A 14,881-nucleotide genomic window follows, 5' to 3' on the forward strand; every position below is an offset into this window, starting at 1 on the left:
CAAGGGGCCCTTCCTGACGCGAGCGTCCGGGGGACGCTCACTCGGCCGAGGCGGCCGGCTCCCCGGTGATCAGGTAGACGACGTGCTCGCCGGCGTTGACCGCGTGATCGGCGAACCGCTCGTAGAAGCGGCCGAGCAGGGTGGCGTCGATCGCCGTCTCCACCCCGTACGGCCAGTCGTCGCCGAGCAGCACCCCGAAGAGGCTCTTGTGCAGGTCGTCCATGGCGTCGTCGTCGCGGTCCAGCTCGGCGGCGAGGTCGGCGTCGGGCTTGGCCAGCACCGAGCCGATCTTCTCGGCCATCCGGTCGGCGATCGACGCCATGTCGACGAAGATCGGTCGCAGCTCCGCCGGTACGGCCGGCGAGGGGTGCCGGCGCAGCGCGGTCTTCGCCACGTGGTCGGCCAGGTCACCCATCCGCTCCAGGTCGGCGGCCACGTGCAGGGCGGTGATCATGGCCCGCAGGTCGGAGGCGACGGGGGCCTGCCGGGCCAGCAGGTCGCAGACCCGCTCCTCGACGTGCCGGTAGAGCTCGTCGATCTCGGCGTCCCGCGCGATCACGTTCTCGGCGGCCTGGCGGTCGGCGGTGAGCAGGGCTCGGGTGGCCTGGCGCATGGCCGCGCGGATGGCCTCGGCCATGTCCACCAGCAGCTGGCTGACAATCTGGAGGTCGGCCCGGAACTCGTCGCGCATCATCACGTCCTGTGGTCGGTGGTCGCCGGCCCGAGGGGGTACGGGCGTCGGCGCGGGTCTGGCAGGGTGCGCGACAACCGTAGGCCGGGGGAGATGACCGGAGGTGAACGCCGGTGAACGACGCGGGACCGACGAGTGAACATCGCCGGAAGCGAGAGCGTTTCATCCCGTTTGTGGCGATGTTCAGATGAACAATGACCCTACGATCGCCTGGTGGAGTGGGCGGTGACGACGGCGGTGGTCGTGGCACTGGTGGCCGGGTTGGCCATCGGTTCGCTGCTGCCCCGGCTCGTACGGTCGTGGCGCCGCCGCGGCCCGGCCGCCGGGAGCGGCGGTCCCGCCCGCCTGTTCCGGACCAGGGGGAGGCCCGTGATGGTCGACGATCAACAGACCGGCCTCTCCAGCCTGGGCCGCCGCACGGTGGACTCGCTGCGGGCCGGCGTCGTGGTGCTCGACCCCGACGACGTGCCGGTACTGGTCAACCCGGCAGCCCGCGCGATGGGGCTGCTACGCACGGGTGCCACGCCCGGCTCGATCGCCGCGCACCCGTTGATCCGTACCCTCGCGGGTCAGGTCCGGCGCACCGGCGTGCGGCGCGAGATCGAGCTGGACCTGCCGCGTGGCCGCGACGCCTCCGGCCCCGACCCCCTCGGCGTGCACCTGCGCGCGATGGCCATCGGCGGCGGGCACGTGGCCGTGGAGGCGGCCGACGTCACCGAGTCGCACCGGCTGGCCCGGGTCCGCCGGGACTTCGTGGCCAACGTCAGCCACGAGCTGAAGACGCCCATCGGCGCCCTGCAACTGCTCGCCGAGGCGCTGCTGGACGCCACCGAGCCGGCCGGCGCGGCGGCCCCCGACCTCTCCGAGGACCTGGTCGCCGCGCGCCGGTTCGCCGAGCGCATCCAGCACGAGTCGACCCGGCTGGGGCGGCTGGTGCAGGAGCTGCTGGAGCTGACCCGGCTCCAGGGCGCCGAGCCGCAGCCCGCCCCGGAACCGGTCGCCGTGGACTGGGTGGTCGCCGAGGTCGTCGACCGCACCCGCACCACCGCCGCCGCCCGACGGGTCGAGGTGGCCACCGAGGGCGAGCGCAACCTGACCGTGTACGGCAGCGACGCCCAGCTCGCCACCGCCGTGGCGAACCTGGTCGAGAACGCCATCAACTACTCCGGCGAGGACACCACGGTCCGGGTCACCACCCGGGCCGACGGCGAGCACGTCGCGATCTCCGTCGCCGACCAGGGGATCGGGATCGCGCCGACGGACGTCGAGCGGATCTTCGAACGGTTCTACCGGGCCGACCAGGCCCGCTCCCGGTCCACCGGCGGCACCGGTCTCGGCCTGGCCATCGTCAAACACATCGTCAGCAACCATGGCGGCCGGGTCGAGGTGTCGAGCACCCTTGGTGGTGGGTCGACGTTCACCCTCCGGCTGCCCGCCCGTCCATCGGACGACCTGCTGCCGACACCGCCATCCGGTGGGATCGAGGCCGGCCCGGCCGAGCTCCGGCAGGTCTGACCGCTATGAAAGGAATACCCCGTTGAGCCGCGTTCTGGTGGTCGAGGACGAGGAGTCGTTCTCCGACGCCCTGTCGTACATGCTTCGCAAGGAGGGCTTCGAGGTCTCGGTCGCGGCCACCGGCCCGTCCGCCCTCACCGAGTTCGACCGGACGGGCGCGGACATCGTGCTGCTCGACCTCATGCTGCCCGAGATGTCCGGCACCGAGGTGTGCCGGCAGCTCCGCCAGCGCTCGCACGTGCCGATCATCATGGTCACCGCGCGGGACAGCGAGATCGACAAGGTGGTCGGCCTGGAGATCGGGGCCGACGACTACGTGACGAAGCCCTACTCGCCCCGGGAGCTGGTGGCCCGGATCCGGGCGGTGCTGCGCCGGCAGACCCCCGAAGTCGCCGAGTCGGGAGCCCCGACCCTGACGGCCGGCCCGGTGCGGATGGACATCGAGCGGCACGTGGTCACCGTGGACGGGGGCACCGTCCAGCTCCCGCTCAAGGAGTTCGAGCTGCTGGAGCTGCTGCTGCGCAACGCCGGCCGGGTGCTGACCCGGGGCCAGCTCATCGACCGGGTCTGGGGCGCCGACTACGTCGGCGACACGAAGACCCTCGACGTGCACGTCAAGCGGCTGCGCTCGAAGATCGAACCGGAGCCGTCCGCGCCACGTTTCATCGTCACCGTCCGGGGCCTGGGCTACAAGTTCGAGCCGTGACCGGCCCGGGCACGGCCCGCGCCGGGACCAGCCGGAAGAGTGCCGGGCGGATCACCCCGCCCAGCGGTAGCGGCGCTCCGGCCGGCCGGCGACCCCGTACCGCAGGCTCACCTCCGCCCGGCCGGTGTCGGAGAAGTGCTCCAGGTAGCGGCGGGCGCTGACCCGGGAGATGCCCACCCGGTCGGCGCACTCGGCGGCCGAGAGCGTGCCCGGGTGCTCGCGCAGGGCGCGCTCGACCAGCTCGGCCGTCTCGGGGCTGAGGCCCCGGGGCAGCGCCGAGGTGGGGATGTGCGCGCCGGCCCGCGACAGCACCCGGTCGACGTCGGCCTGGTCGCTGACCACGGCCGCCCGGGGCGAGTTGCGTCGGGCCGCGTACTGCTCCAGCCGGGTCCGCAGCTCGTCGAAGTGGAACGGCTTGAGCAGGTAGTTGACCGCGCCGTAGCGGACGGCGCGGCGGACCGCCTCGGCCTCCCGGGCGGCGCTGATCACCAGGACGTCGCAGTCGTGCCGGGCGGCGCGCAGCCGGGTGACCACGTCCAGGCCGAACATGTCCGGCAGATAGAGGTCGAGCAGCACCAGGTCGGGGCGGAACTCGTCGACGGCGGCGACGGCCTGCTCCCCGGTGCTCGCGGTGCCGACGACCCGGAAGCCGTCGACGCGCTCGACGAACCCCCGGTGGATCCGGGCGACCATGAAGTCGTCGTCCACGATCAGCACGTCGATCATCGGACCCCCTCCGCGACGGCGGTCACCGACATCCGGGCGGTGAACATGGCCCCCTCCGCGGTGTTCGTCACCGCGACCTCGCCGCCGCGACGCTTGCACACCAGGCGGGTGAGCGCCAGCCCGATGCCGCGTTCCCCCTCCCGCGCGGCCTTGGTGGTGAAGCCGTGCGTGAAGACCTCCCGGGCGAGCTCCGGCGCGATCCCCGGCCCGGAGTCCCGGACGACGATCTCGACCGACGCGGCGTCCCGGCGCAGCTCGACCTCCACCCAGGCCGGTCGCTCACCGTCCCGCGCCGTCCCGTCCGCGACCGCCTCCACCGCGTTGTCGACCAGGTTGCCCAGCACCGTGGCGACGTCCACGGCCAGCTCCGGCTCCAGCCGGTCCAGGCCGGTCCGGTCGGAGACCCGCAGCTCCACCCGCCGCTCGGCGGCCAGCGCCGACTTGGCCATCAGCAGCGCCGCCACCGCCGTGTCGTGGATCCGGCTGGTCACCGTCAGGTCCAGCGAGGCACGGTGCCGGCTCAGCGCGTCGACGTACCGGACCACCTCGTCGTGCTCGCCGATCTGGATCAGCCCGGAGATGGTGTGCAACTGGTTGGCGAACTCGTGGGTCTGCGCCCGCAGCAGCTCGGTGGTGCTGCGGAACGACCCGACCTCCCGCTCCAGCCGGGCCAGTTCGGTGCGGTCCCGCAGGGTGGTGACCGAGCCGAGCCGGCGACCGTCCTTGGCCACCGTCATCCGGTTCATCACCAGCACCCGGCCGCCCCGGACGACCACCTCGTCGCGGGCCTCCGGGCCGCCGGTGCCGGCCAGCACGTCCCGCAGCCGGCCGGAGATCCGCAGGTCGGCGAGGCTGCGGCCGAGGCACTGCTCGGGCAGGTCGAGCAGCCGGCGGCCGACCGCGTTGACCAGGGTGACCCGCTGCTGCGGGTCCAGGGCGATCACCCCCTCGGCGATGCCGTGCAGCAGCGCCTCCCGGTGCTCCGCCAGCCCGGCGATCTCCCGGGGCTCCAGGCCCAGGGTCTGCCGCTTGATCCGTCGGGCCAGCAACCACGACCCGACCACCCCGAGCAGGCTGGCGATGCCGAGATAGGTGAACAGGTACGACGACGCGCCGACCAGCCGCTGCGACCAGGTCGGCGCCGCCTCCCCGATCACCACCACGCCGAGCTGGTCGCCGAGATCCTCCGCACCGGCGCCGAGCACCGGCACCTGGGCCACCAACTCCCGGGACCCGCCGACCGTCAGCTCGCCCGACCAGCTCCGCCCCTGCGCCACCCGGGGGTCGCCGAGCACCAGCGGGGTGCCCACCAGGGTCGGGTCGGTGGAGGCGACCACCCGGCCCCGGGCGTCCGCGACGGTCACCGAGGTCACCCCGGACTGGGTACGCGCGTTCTGCACCAGCGGCGCGACCAGCTCCGCCGGCGCCGGCGTGTTCAGCCGGTCGCGCAGCAGCGGGTTGCCGGCGAGCTGCTCGCCGAGGGCCGCGACCCGCCGCCCCTCGACCCGGTTGAAGGTCGCCGCCGACTGGGCCAGCGACACGGCGGCCACCGCCACCAGCACGACGACGACGATCGCGAGCTGGAGGACCAGCAACTGCCCGGCCAGGGTGCGGCGGGGCGTGACCACGACCACAAAGACCTCAATCTCCGCTGGTGACAGAAGGGAGACGGCGCGGCCGTCCGGAAGCCATCATCTTGCCGCCGGACTCCTTCGAAACGGAAGAGAAACATGATGGCAACTCGGAGAGACATGCTGGTCATGGGCGTCGCCGCCGTCACGGCGCTGGCGCTGGGCGCCTGCGGCGCCACCGCCGACAAGGGCGAGGGCGGCTCCGGTGCCGACGGGCCGGCCACCGGCCTGCGGCTCATGGTGCCGAACACCCCCGGCGGCGGGTACGACACCACCGCCCGCACCGCCGCGAAGGTGATGGAGGACGCCAAGATCGCCACCGGGGTGCAGGTGTTCAACCTGCCTGGCGCGGGCGGCACCGTCGGTCTCCAGCGCACCGTGAACGAGAAGGGCAACGGCAAGCTCGCCATGCAGATGGGGCTGGGCGTGGTCGGTGCCTCGTACACCTCGAAGTCGCAGGCGACGCTCACCCAGACCACCCCGCTGGCCAAGCTGATCGAGGAGGCCGGCGCGATCGTCGTGCCGAAGGACTCGCCGTACCGGACGATCGGCGACCTGGTCGCGGCCTGGAAGGCCAACCCGAAGGGCCTCGCCGTCGGCGGCGGCTCGTCGCCCGGCGGCCCCGACCACCTGCTGCCCATGCAGCTCGCGAAGGCGGTCGGCATCGACCCCCGCCAGGTCAACTACATCTCGTACGACGGCGGCGGCGAGCTGCTGCCGGCCCTGCTCGGCGGCAAGGTGGCCTTCGGCGCCAGCGGCTTCGGCGAGTTCCTCGACCAGGTCGAGGCCGGCCAGCTCCGGGTCCTCGCGGTCACCAGCGAGGCGCCCATCGAGGCGCTGAAGGACGTGCCGACGCTCAAGGCGTCCGGCATCGACCTGGTGTTCACGAACTGGCGGGGCATCGTGGCGCCGCCCGGCATCTCCGCCGCCGACAAGCAGGTGTGGATCGACGCGCTGACCAGGATGCACGAGTCCGCGCAGTGGAAGGCCGAGCTGACCAAGCGCGGCTGGACCGACGCCTTCGTCACCGGCGACGCCTTCGCCACCTTCCTCACCGAGCAGGACACGTCGGTGGCCGACCTGCTCAAGCAGCTCGGGCTGGCATGACCGGCCCGGCGACCCGACCGGACTCCGGCGGCGCGCCGCCCACGTACCCCGAGCGGGAACCGGACCGGCCCGGGGCCGGCGACGCCCCGCGGCCGGGCGGGCCCACCCGGCCCGCGCCGGGCCCGGACGGCGTCCCCGACCCCGGCGGGCGGGCGGCGGCCCGGGGCGGCGACCGGGCCCAGTACGGGGTCTGCGCCTTCCTCGCGCTCGTCGGCGGCCTGGTCGTCGCGGACGCCCTGCGCACCGGGCACGCGATCAGCCCCGCCGACCCGGTCGGCCCGAAGCCCGTGCCGATCCTGCTCGGCGCGCTGCTGCTGGTCGTCGCGGCGGTCTACGCCGTCGACGTGGCCCGGGGCGGCCGGGGCGAGCCGGAGGCCGGCGAGGACGTCGACCTGGCCACCCCGATCGACTGGCGGACCGTCCTGCTGCTGATCGGCGCATTTCTGGTCAACGCCGTGCTGATCGACCGGCTCGGCTGGGTGATCAGCGGGACGCTGCTGTTCTGGGGCTCGGCGTTCGCGCTGGGCAACCGGCACCACGTGCGGAACCTGCTGATCGCCGTCGCGCTGTCGCTGGTCACCTTCTACACGTTCGCCATCGGGCTCGGCGTCAGCCTGCCCGCCGGCGTGCTGCAAGGGATCCTGTAGATGGACAACCTGAGCAACCTGCTCGACGGGTTCGCCAACGTGGTGACCCCGACGAACCTGCTGATCGCGCTGCTCGGCGTGACCATCGGCACCGCCGTCGGCGTGCTGCCCGGCATCGGCCCGGCCATGACCGTGGCGCTGCTGCTGCCCGTCACGTACGGGATGGAGCCCACCCAGGCGTTCATCATGTTCGCCGGCATCTTCTACGGCGGCATGTACGGCGGCTCCACCACCTCGATCCTGCTCAACACCCCCGGCGAGTCGTCGTCGGTGGTGACCGCCATCGAGGGCAACAAGATGGCGAAGGCGGGCCGGGCCGCGCAGGCCCTCGCCACCGCCGCGATCGGTTCGTTCGTCGCCGGCACCATCGCCACCCTGCTGCTGGTCGTGGTCACCCCGCCGGTCGTCGCGTTCGCGGTCGGCCTCGGCGCGCCGGACTACTTCGCGCTGATGCTGCTGTCGTTCGTGGCGGTCACCGCCGTGCTCGGGGCGTCCCGGGTGCGCGGCCTCGCGTCGCTGCTGCTCGGCCTGGTCATCGGCATGGTCGGCATCGACACGGTCAGCGGCCAGCAGCGGCTCACCCTCGGCGTGCCGCAGCTCGCCGACGGCATCGACGTGGTCGTGGTGGCCGTCGGCATCTTCGCCGTCGGCGAGGCCCTCTGGATCGCCGCGCACCTGCGCCGCCGGGCCGCCGAGGTGATCCCGGTGGGTCGGCCGTGGATGGGCCGCGAGGACTGGCGGCGGTCGTGGAAGCCGTGGCTGCGCGGCACCGCGTACGGGTTCCCGTTCGGGGCGCTGCCGGCGGGCGGGGCGGAGATCCCCACCTTCCTGTCGTACGCCACGGAGAAGAAGCTCACGAAGCATCCGGAGGGGTTCGGCCGGGGCGCGATCGAGGGTGTCGCCGGCCCGGAGGCCGCCAACAACGCCTCCGCCGCCGGCACGCTCGTGCCGATGCTGGCCATCGGCCTGCCCACCAACGCCACGGCCGCGGTGATGCTGGCCGCCTTCCAGCAGTACGGCATCCAGCCCGGCCCGCTGCTGTTCGAGCGGGAGTCCGGCCTGGTCTGGACGCTGATCGCCAGCCTGTTCGTGGGCAACCTGCTGCTGCTCGTGCTCAACCTGCCGCTCGCACCGGCCTGGGCGCGCCTGCTGCGGATCCCCCGCCCGTACCTCTACGCCGGCATCCTGTTCTTCGCCTCGATGGGCGCGTACGCGGTCAACGCCGCGCCGTTCGACCTGTTCCTGCTCCTCGCGCTGGGGCTGCTCGGGTTCGGCATGCGGCGGTTCGGGCTGCCGATCCTGCCGCTGATCGTCGGCGTGATCCTCGGCCCGCGCGCCGAGCTCCAGGGCCGGCGGGCGCTGCAACTGTCCGGTGGCGAGCTGCACGGCCTGCTCGGCGGCTGGGTGTCCTGGTCGATCTACGCGGCGATCGCCGTGGTGCTGCTCTGGCCGCTGCTCGGCCGCTTCGTCGTACGTCCCCTGCGGGGAAGGTTGGTGACCCGATGACCGTGCTGGTGGGATACGTGCCCTCGGCGCTGGGCGAGGCGGCCCTGACGGCGGCCGTGGAGCAGGCCCGGTTCCGCGCCGAGCCGGTGCTGGTGGTGAACACCTCGCGCGGCGACGCGTACGTGGACCCGCGCCTGGCCCCGGAGCCCGACCTGGACCGGGTGTCCCGCGAGCTGACCGCGGCCGGGGTGCCGCACACGGTGCGGCAGCTCGTGCGGGGCCGCGACGCCGCCGAGGAGATCGTCGACATCGTCGAGGCGGAGGACGTGTCGCTGGTGGTGATCGGCGTGCGGCACCGCACCCCCGTCGGCAAGCTGATCATGGGGTCGACGGCGCAGGAGATCCTGCTCCGGGTCCCCTGCCCGGTGCTGGCCGTCAAGGCGGGTTGAGCGGGCTGCGGCGCGGGCTGCCGGTGTCAGGAAGGGGCCCTTCCTATACAGAAAGCGTTAGCGGGGGCCCCTCCTTACCTGCCGGCCGGGTGGGGGGCCACCTGGCCCTGCCGCAGCCGGGCCGCGCACAGCTCCGCGAGCCTCGCGTACGCCGCCGCGCCGACCAGCGCGGTCAGCTCCGGGCCGTACGAGACGTACATCGGCTCGGCCCCGACGTGGGCGTCCGTCGACGAGGTGCACCACCAGTCGAGGTCGTGCCCGCCCGCGCCCCAGCCCCGCCGGTCGAACTCGGCCAGCGTGGAGACCAGCACCTTCGTGTCGTCCGGCCGCTTGTGCCACTCCTGGTCCCGGCGGATCGGCAGCTGCCAGCAGACGTCCGGCTTGTATTCCAGCGGGTGCACCCCGTCGCGTAGGGCCTGGGCGTGCAGCGCGCAGCCGCCCCCGCCGGGAAAGTCGGCGTCGTTGAGGAACACGCACGGGGCGTCGACGGCGCGGGTGGCGGTGCGCCGGGCCGGCGTCCTGCCGTCGACCGTGTCGCTCTCGGTCCAGTTCTTGAACCCGCGCCGGAAGTGCTGCCAGTTGTCCGGGGTGAGCCGCTTGACCGCCGCCCGGACCCGCTTCTCGTCGTCGGCGTCGGTGAAGAACGCGCCGTGCGAGCAGCAACCGTCGGCGGCCCGACCGGCCACGATGCCGTGGCAGCCCTGGCCGAACACGCACGTCCAGCGGGACAGCAGCCAGGTCAGGTCGGCGCGGATCACGTGCGTGGCGTCGGCCGGGTCGACGAACTCGATCCACTCCCGGGGGAAGTCCAGCCCCACCTCGCGGCTGCGCGGGTCGTCGGGGTCGTCCACCAGGACCTGGATCTCGATCTGGCTCGTCACCCGGACCAGCGTACGCCCGGTGTCCCGTGCGCACCGGCGAGCCACCGATCCGGCCAGGCCCTAAGGTCTTCGGCATGCGACTGGGAGTGCTCGACGTCGGTTCCAACACGGTGCACCTGCTGGTGGTCGACGCCCACCACGGTGCGCACCCCTGGCCGGCGCACTCGGAAAAGGTGGCGCTCCGGCTCGCCGAGCAGATCGGCCCGGACGGGGCGCTCACCGAGGCCGGTGCCAACGGGTTGGTCAAGGCGGTCGGCGCCGCCCGTGCCGCCGCGACCCGGCTGGGCAGCGGGGACCTGCTGGCCTTCGCCACCTCCGCGGTGCGCGACGCCACCAACGCGGCCGAGGTGCTGGCGAGGGTGCGCGACGCCACCGGCGTACGGCTGGAGGTGCTCTCCGGCGCGGACGAGGCGCGGATGACGTTCCTCGCGGTCCGGCGGTGGTTCGGCTGGTCGGCGGGCCGCCTGCTCGCGCTGGACATCGGCGGCGGCTCGCTGGAGGTCGCCGCCGGCATCGACGAGGACCCGGAGGTGGCGGTCTCCCTGCCGCTCGGCGCGGGCCGGCTGACCCGGGACCGGCTGCGCATCGACCCGGACGGCGCGGAGCCGCCGCCGGCCGGGGCCGTGGCGGAACTGCGGGAGTACGTCGACGGGCTGCTCGACCCGGTGGTGGAGAAGATGGCCGAGGTGGCCTGGGAACGCCCGGTGGCCACCTCGAAGACGTTCCGCACCCTGGCCCGGCTGGCCGGGGCGGCACCCTCCGGTGCCGGGCTGTGGGCCCGGCGCAGCCTGACCCGGGACGGCCTGCGGCAGGTGCTCGGCTTCGTCCGGCACATCCCGCCGCGCCACCTGAGCGAGCTGGAGGGCGTGAGCGTCGACCGGGCGCACCAGCTGCTGGCCGGCGCGGTGGTGGCCGAGGCGGTGATGCGCCGGCTCGACGTGCCCGCGCTGGACATCTGCCCGTGGGCGCTGCGGGAGGGGGTCATCCTGCGCCAGCTCGACCGGCTCACCGAGAGGTGAACCGGGGATGACCACCCGTCACGCCCGGTGACCCGATGCGGCGCTTCGGGCGATTTGCGATTACTCGTCACGATGTCGCAACGTGGACCGGGCTACGCTGGCAGCTGTGACTTCCCGCGTCCCGGTGCTCCTGTCCACGTCCTCGGTGTTCCCTGAGCGGACCGCGGCGGCGTTCCAGCTGGCTGCGGCACTCGGGTACGACGGCGTCGAGGTGATGGTCTGGACCGACGCCGTCAGCCAGGACGCCGGCGCGCTGCGCGGCCTCGCCGAGCACTACGGCGTGCCGGTGCTCTCCGTTCACGCCCCCTGCCTGCTGGTCACCCAGCGGGTGTGGAGCCCCGACCCGTGGGAGCGGCTCCGCCGCGCCGCCGAGCTGGCGGAGACCCTGGAGGCGCCCACCGTCGTGGTGCACCCGCCGTTCACCTGGCAGCGCGACTACGCCCGCACCTTCGCCGACGGGCTGGACGAGGTCGCCGGTCGGTTCGCCGGGCTGCGCCTCGCGGTGGAGAACATGTACCCGGTGCGGATGGCCGGCCGGCAGTTCGTCCCGTACGTCCCCGGGTGGGACCCGACCGAGACCGGCTACCCGTCGTACACCCTCGACCTGTCGCACTGCGCCGCCTCGCACACCGACGCCCTGGCCATGGCCGACCGGATGGGGCCGGGCCTCGCCCACGTGCACCTCGGCGACGGCACCGGCGAGGGACGCGACGAACACCTGGTGCCGGGGCGCGGCGGCCAGCCCTGTGGCGAGCTGCTCCGCTCGCTGGCCGGGCGCGGCTTCACCGGCTCGGTGGCCGTGGAGGTCACCACGCGGGGCGCGAAGAGCCGCGCCGTGCGCGAGGCCGACCTGCGCGAGGCCCTGGAGTTCGCCCGCGCCAACCTGACCGCGTCGTCCCCCGTCGACGCCTGAGCCGCGCCCCTGCCCGGCCGGCTCGGTGCCCGGGCCGACCCGGCCCGGTCAGCTCACCGGGGCCAGCGCGTCGGCCGGGGCGGAGACCTGCTGCTCGCCGATCGCCGCCCGCTTGCGGGCCCGGTGCGCGGCCACGTGCGACCGGGTGGCGCAGCGCTCCGAGCAGAACCGCCGGCAGCAGTTCGACGAGGTGTCCAGGTAGACGTTGCCGCACCGCTCGTCGGCGCAGACCCCGAACCGGGCGCTGCCGTACCGGCAGAGCCACACCGACAGGCCCCACGCCGCGCCGGCCAGGTATTCCGCGCTCACCGACGCGCCCCGGCTGGTGACGTGCATGTGCCAGTCGCTGGAGTCGTGGCCGGAGATGCGCGGCTGCACCGGGTACGCCTCCAGCAGCGCGTTCAGCTCGGCCACCGCCTGGGCGTCGCGCCCGGAGGTGCCGTAGTCGAAGATGTCGCGCAGGCGCTTCTGCGCCCGCCGGAAGATCGCCAGGTCCCGGTCCGCGACCTCGTCACGCATCCACGCGTGCTCGTCGGGAAAGAGGGACCGCAGGTCGTCGAGGTCGTCCAGCCGGGCGTTGACGAGGTCAACCCCGGTCCGGGCGTACGCGTCGAAGTTCACTCCACAACGGTAGACGACTCACGGGAGTCGTGGCGTGTCGATGTAGTGCGGCAGGAACCGGGCGTAGTTGTCGGTGATGAGGCTGGCGCTCTCCCGCAGGCCCGCGCCGGCCGGCTCGCCGTCGACGATCCAGCTGCCCAGCACCACGTGGTTGCCGTCGAAGCTCGGCAGGGCCCGGAACTCCTGGTAGCAGTAGCCCTCGTCGCCGTAGTCGCCGGGGTTGCTGACCTCGCCGGCGGGCGTGACGATCCGCACCGACCCGCCCTCCCGGCCGAGCAGCGGCTTCGCCACGTACCCGGTCATGCCCCGTGGCGAGTCGAGGTACGCGGGGAGCAGGTACTCGTGCCCGGGGTGCAGTTCCCACAGCACGGCGAGCAGCGCCTTGTTGGACAGCAGCAGCTTCCAGGCCGGCTCGATCCAGGTGGTCGGGGTGCCCGGCTCCAGCGCCAGCGGCCCGTACGGCTCGGCGAGCATCCACTCCCAGGGGTAGAGCTTGAAGCAGGTGGTGACCGGCCGGTCGGTGGCGTCGACGAAGCGCCGGCCGTCCCAGCCGATGTCCTGGATGGGCAGCAGCTCCGCCGTCAGCCCCGCCTGCCGGGCCGTCTCGGCCAGGTAGCCGGCCGTGATCTGGTCCTCGCCCGACTCCTCCTCGTTCGACCAGGCCACGTGCACCTGGTCGTCGTGCAGGCCCGCGCCGATGCGCGCCCAGCCCGCGACGAGGCGCTCGTGCAGGCTGTTCCACTGGTCCGCCGCCGGGCGGGTCTCCTCCAGCCAGAACCACTGCACGATGCTCGCCTCGACCAGCGAGGTGGGGGTGTCGGCGTTGTATTCCAGCAGCTTCGGCGGCCAGCTGCCGTCATAGCAGAGGTCGAAGCGGCCGTAGAGGCTCGGCGGGCCCTCGCGCAGGGAGCGGGCCACCGCCTCCGCCGCCCACCCGGGGATGCCGAACTCGGCGTAGCGGCCCCGGGCCACCACGTGTTCGGCGGCGGCGACGCACATCCGGTGCAGCTCGGCGGTCGCCTCCTCCAGCCGGAGCACCTCCTCCAGGCCGAGGACGTACGCGGCGGTCTCGTCCCAGTACGACACGATCCCGCCGTCGGGCAGCTCCGTGTCGACGTAGACCAGGCCCTGCGAGCGGACCGTGGCGTCCCAGTCGGGGCGCGGGGTGGCCGCCTCGCGTCGCACGTCAGCCGCCGCAGGAGGCGAGGTGGGTGCCGAAGCCGCCGCGCTCCGGGACGGCTGCGGCGGCGACCGGCCGGGCGTCGGCACGCCCGTCGACGGTGCCGTCGACGGCGGCGGCGTTGACCGTGGCGGCGTCGGTGCCGGCGGCCGGCACGTGCATCGCCAGCGCCACGGTCGTCCCGCCGCCCGCCGGCCCGAGCGCGCAGTCGTCGTCATCGTCGTCGCCGGAGGACATGTTGCAGCCCGAGAGGGTGAGCGCGAGGGCGGTCAGCGCGCCGAGCTGCACGGTGGCCGACCGGAGCCGGCGTCGGGGGCGTTGTTCCACGGCATCGTTGTAGCTGATCCGCGCCACGTAACCCGCCCCGGGGCTCGGCTGGCGGGGCTGCCGCCCGGCGAGGCGGTGCGTTCGGGCGTTACGCTCAGCTCATGCTCCGTTCCGTCATTCTTGCCGCCTCCCGGTCATCCCAGGTCGAGCGGCTCGTCGCGACGGCCCCGTTCACCCGGGACGTCGTCCGCCGGTTCGTCGCCGGCGCCGGCACCGACGACGCGTTGCGCGCGACCCGCGAACTCGTCGCCGAGGGCCTCGCGGTCACCCTCGACAACCTCGGCGAGGACACCGTCACCGCAGAGCAGGCCACGGCCACCCGGGACGAGTACCTGAAGCTGCTGGCGCTGCTCTCCGACGCCGGGCTCACCCCGGCCGCCGAGGTCAGCGTGAAGCTCTCCGCGCTCGGCCAGCGCTTCGACGAGCGGCTCGCGTACGACAACGCGCGGGCGATCTGCGTCGCGGCGGACGAGGCGGGCACCACGGTCACCCTGGACATGGAGGACCACACCACCACCGACTCGACGCTGGACACCCTGGCCCGGCTCCGCAAGGACTTCCCGGCGACGGGGGCGGTGCTCCAGGCGTACCTGCGGCGGACCGAATCGGACTGCCGCGAGCTGGCGTACGCCGGGTCCCGGGTGCGGCTGTGCAAGGGCGCGTACCGGGAGCCGGAGTCGGTGGCGTACCAGGCCGCCCGCGAGGTGGACAAGTCGTACGTGCGGTGCCTGAACATCCTGATGTCCGGCGACGGGTACCCGATGCTGGCCACCCACGACCCGCGCCTGATCACCATCGGCGAGGACCGGGCGCGCTGGTTCGACCGGGGGCCGGAGCGGTTCGAGTTCCAGATGCTCTACGGCATCCGGCCGGAGGAGCAGGCCCGGCTGGTCGGCGACGGCTTCACCGTGCGCACCTACCTGCCGTACGGCACCGACTGGTACGGCTATCTCATGCGCCGGCTCGCCGAGCGCCCCGCGAACCTGGCCTTCTTCGGCCGGGCCCTGATGTCGAAGAAGTGA

Annotated in this window: 16 protein-coding genes; 9 read left to right on the forward strand and 7 right to left on the reverse strand. The window is 73.6% G+C overall.

Annotation, left to right across the window (positions count from 1 at the left end):
* Positions 1–37: 37 nt before the first annotated feature.
* Complete coding sequence (phoU, locus tag ACFT41_RS25380) at positions 38–691, reverse strand: phosphate signaling complex protein PhoU (RefSeq protein WP_377587851.1); 654 nt, start codon at positions 689–691, stop codon at positions 38–40.
* A 213-nt stretch (positions 692–904) separates the two neighbouring features.
* Between phoU and ACFT41_RS25385 the strand changes: the two genes are divergently transcribed.
* Positions 905–2,206, forward strand: coding sequence for an ATP-binding protein (locus ACFT41_RS25385; RefSeq protein WP_377587850.1), 1,302 nt, complete (start codon positions 905–907; stop codon positions 2,204–2,206).
* A 22-nt stretch (positions 2,207–2,228) separates the two neighbouring features.
* Entirely contained in the window at positions 2,229–2,912 is a 684-nt protein-coding gene (locus ACFT41_RS25390) for a response regulator (protein WP_377587849.1), read from the forward strand.
* Positions 2,913–2,963: 51 nt separating this feature from the next.
* On the opposite strand, the gene ACFT41_RS25395 is transcribed toward ACFT41_RS25390, so the two are convergent.
* Together ACFT41_RS25395 and ACFT41_RS25400 are read right to left on the reverse strand one after the other, a co-directional pair.
* Positions 2,964–3,638 carry a response regulator gene (locus ACFT41_RS25395; RefSeq protein ID WP_377587848.1) on the reverse strand — a complete coding sequence of 225 codons (675 nt, stop codon included), beginning with the start codon at positions 3,636–3,638 and terminating at the stop codon, positions 2,964–2,966.
* Positions 3,635–5,266 carry an ATP-binding protein gene (locus ACFT41_RS25400; RefSeq protein ID WP_377587847.1) on the reverse strand — a complete coding sequence of 544 codons (1,632 nt, stop codon included), beginning with the start codon at positions 5,264–5,266 and terminating at the stop codon, positions 3,635–3,637. The genes ACFT41_RS25395 and ACFT41_RS25400 overlap by 4 nt, the downstream gene beginning before the upstream one ends.
* Positions 5,267–5,371: 105 nt before the next feature.
* On the opposite strand from ACFT41_RS25400, the gene ACFT41_RS25405 reads away from it, so the two are divergent.
* The 4 genes from ACFT41_RS25405 to ACFT41_RS25420 are packed head-to-tail and all read left to right on the forward strand — an operon-like array spanning position 5,372 to position 8,918.
* Positions 5,372–6,376: a Bug family tripartite tricarboxylate transporter substrate binding protein gene (locus ACFT41_RS25405; RefSeq protein ID WP_377587846.1), complete on the forward strand. Its 1,005-nt coding sequence runs from the start codon at positions 5,372–5,374 to the stop codon at positions 6,374–6,376.
* Positions 6,373–7,023 (forward strand): tripartite tricarboxylate transporter TctB family protein, encoded by a 651-nt coding sequence (locus ACFT41_RS25410; protein ID WP_377587845.1) that lies wholly within the window; start codon positions 6,373–6,375, stop codon positions 7,021–7,023. The genes ACFT41_RS25405 and ACFT41_RS25410 overlap by 4 nt, the downstream gene beginning before the upstream one ends.
* Entirely contained in the window at positions 7,024–8,529 is a 1,506-nt protein-coding gene (locus ACFT41_RS25415; protein ID WP_377587844.1) for a tripartite tricarboxylate transporter permease, read from the forward strand.
* A complete protein-coding gene (locus ACFT41_RS25420) occupies positions 8,526–8,918 on the forward strand; it encodes a universal stress protein (protein ID WP_377587843.1) in 393 nt (130 codons plus the stop codon). Before ACFT41_RS25415 ends, ACFT41_RS25420 begins: the two co-directional genes overlap by 4 nt.
* 74 nt (positions 8,919–8,992) lie before the next feature.
* Here the strand turns inward: ACFT41_RS25420 and ACFT41_RS25425 are convergent, their stop codons facing one another.
* Positions 8,993–9,799: a hypothetical protein gene (locus tag ACFT41_RS25425; protein ID WP_377587842.1), complete on the reverse strand. Its 807-nt coding sequence runs from the start codon at positions 9,797–9,799 to the stop codon at positions 8,993–8,995.
* Positions 9,800–9,873: 74 nt separating this feature from the next.
* Here ACFT41_RS25425 and ACFT41_RS25430 point away from each other — a divergent pair, with 74 nt between their 5' ends.
* Positions 9,874–10,818, forward strand: coding sequence for a Ppx/GppA phosphatase family protein (locus ACFT41_RS25430; RefSeq protein ID WP_377587841.1), 945 nt, complete (start codon positions 9,874–9,876; stop codon positions 10,816–10,818).
* A gap of 106 nt (positions 10,819–10,924) precedes the next feature.
* The gene (locus ACFT41_RS25435) at positions 10,925–11,731 is read left to right on the forward strand and encodes a sugar phosphate isomerase/epimerase family protein (protein ID WP_377587840.1); all 807 of its coding nucleotides are present in this window, start codon (positions 10,925–10,927) and stop codon (positions 11,729–11,731) included.
* 48 nt (positions 11,732–11,779) lie between these two features.
* Here ACFT41_RS25435 and ACFT41_RS25440 read toward each other — a convergent pair whose 3' ends face one another.
* The 3 genes from ACFT41_RS25440 to ACFT41_RS25450 are packed head-to-tail and all read right to left on the reverse strand — an operon-like array spanning position 11,780 to position 13,859.
* Positions 11,780–12,352 carry a CGNR zinc finger domain-containing protein gene (locus ACFT41_RS25440; RefSeq protein WP_377587839.1) on the reverse strand — a complete coding sequence of 191 codons (573 nt, stop codon included), beginning with the start codon at positions 12,350–12,352 and terminating at the stop codon, positions 11,780–11,782.
* 18 nt (positions 12,353–12,370) lie between these two features.
* Positions 12,371–13,537, reverse strand: a complete 1,167-nt coding sequence (locus tag ACFT41_RS25445) for a glutathionylspermidine synthase family protein (protein ID WP_377587838.1) — start codon at positions 13,535–13,537, stop codon at positions 12,371–12,373.
* 1 nt (position 13,538) lies between these two features.
* Positions 13,539–13,859 (reverse strand): hypothetical protein, encoded by a 321-nt coding sequence (locus tag ACFT41_RS25450; protein WP_377614011.1) that lies wholly within the window; start codon positions 13,857–13,859, stop codon positions 13,539–13,541.
* 101 nt (positions 13,860–13,960) lie between these two features.
* Between ACFT41_RS25450 and ACFT41_RS25455 the strand changes: the two genes are divergently transcribed.
* A complete protein-coding gene (locus ACFT41_RS25455; RefSeq protein ID WP_377587836.1) occupies positions 13,961–14,881 on the forward strand; it encodes a proline dehydrogenase family protein in 921 nt (306 codons plus the stop codon).

This window comes from Micromonospora sp. NPDC057141 (assembly GCF_042670805.1).
Lineage (GTDB): Bacteria > Actinomycetota > Actinomycetes > Mycobacteriales > Micromonosporaceae > Micromonospora.

Coding starts and splice junctions, on each gene's coding strand:
- phoU (WP_377587851.1), bottom strand. CDS start 691: ATGCGCGACGAGTTCCGGGCCGACCTCCAGATTGTCAGCCAGCTGCTG.
- ACFT41_RS25395 (WP_377587848.1), bottom strand. CDS start 3,638: ATGATCGACGTGCTGATCGTGGACGACGACTTCATGGTCGCCCGGATC.
- ACFT41_RS25405 (WP_377587846.1), top strand. CDS start 5,372: ATGGCAACTCGGAGAGACATGCTGGTCATGGGCGTCGCCGCCGTCACG.
- ACFT41_RS25410 (WP_377587845.1), top strand. CDS start 6,373: ATGACCGGCCCGGCGACCCGACCGGACTCCGGCGGCGCGCCGCCCACG.
- ACFT41_RS25415 (WP_377587844.1), top strand. CDS start 7,024: ATGGACAACCTGAGCAACCTGCTCGACGGGTTCGCCAACGTGGTGACC.
- ACFT41_RS25420 (WP_377587843.1), top strand. CDS start 8,526: ATGACCGTGCTGGTGGGATACGTGCCCTCGGCGCTGGGCGAGGCGGCC.
- ACFT41_RS25430 (WP_377587841.1), top strand. CDS start 9,874: ATGCGACTGGGAGTGCTCGACGTCGGTTCCAACACGGTGCACCTGCTG.
- ACFT41_RS25455 (WP_377587836.1), top strand. CDS start 13,961: ATGCTCCGTTCCGTCATTCTTGCCGCCTCCCGGTCATCCCAGGTCGAG.